The following is a 303-nucleotide window of genomic DNA, read 5'->3' as shown; positions in this document are numbered from 1 at the left end:
TACCTGATGATTCCCGTTTCAGGGAAATTGACAGGTTGCTGGATGAAGTGCAAAAATATCAGGAAATTGAGAAGGTTTATAGTCACGATGAAAATGATGAAAAAAGGAGGATTGTAGACAGATTTGCTACTATTAAAGCTGAAAAGGAAAAAGATCTTATCAATCTTATCCAGGAGGCTTATCAAAATGGTTCTCTCATCTATTTATTTGATGAAACATTCTTGTCCCAGGACAAGTTTAAGGTCAGCATAAATGATGTGCAGAAAAAGCTTATCAAGAATGTTTATACCAAAAGATTAAGTA

General features: G+C 34.0%; 1 protein-coding gene. It reads left to right on the top strand.

Features of this window, described 5'->3' with window-relative positions; translation table 11 throughout:
- Positions 1–303: hypothetical protein (locus HC176_RS18870; protein WP_167920501.1), on the top strand; the 303-nt coding region annotated here is incomplete at both ends.

This window comes from Tamlana crocina (assembly GCF_012037625.1).
The sequence above is the reverse complement of the archived record's forward strand: the minus strand, read 5'-3'. Positions and strand labels throughout refer to the sequence as shown.